Origin of the sequence: Clostridium coskatii (assembly GCF_001675205.1) — a bacterium.
Lineage (GTDB): Bacteria > Bacillota > Clostridia > Clostridiales > Clostridiaceae > Clostridium_B > Clostridium_B ljungdahlii.
Window position 1 is genome coordinate 1 of record NZ_LROR01000001.1, and the last position, 522, is coordinate 522.

Below are 522 nucleotides of genomic sequence, written 5' to 3' on the forward strand. Positions count from 1 at the left end.
ATAAATCAGTTTCAGTTTCAACTTTAAATGTTGTAGTCATAACTCCTGCTCTAGTTCCACCAATTCCTTTTCCATAAGCTAAAGCAATTTCTTTTCCTTTTCCACTGTAATCTTGATATACTGCATACAGACATGGAACTCCATTGCCTAATGTATATTCTCTTCTAACTATGTGTCCTGGTCCTTTTGGAGCAATCATCAAGACATCTACAAACTTAGGCGGTACTATCTGATTAAAATGAATGTTGAAGCCATGTGCAAAGAACAATGCATTTCCTTCTGATAAATTATCTTTAATACTTTCTTCATAAATTTGTTTTTGTTTTTCATCTGGCAAAAGCACTGTTATAATATCTGCTTGTTTAACGGCTTCAGCTATTTCATATACCTTAAACCCATAATCTTCAGCCTTTTTCCATGACTTACTACCTTTATATAAACCGACTATTACATCGAGTCCACTTTCTTTTAAATTCAAAGCATGTGCATGTCCCTGACTTCCAAAGCCAAGTATAGCTAAAA

Annotated in this window: 1 protein-coding gene; it reads right to left on the bottom strand. The window is 33.9% G+C overall.

The window, feature by feature from the left end:
• Positions 1–522: ketol-acid reductoisomerase (gene ilvC / locus CLCOS_RS00005; RefSeq protein ID WP_065080035.1), on the bottom strand; the 522-nt coding region annotated here is incomplete at both ends.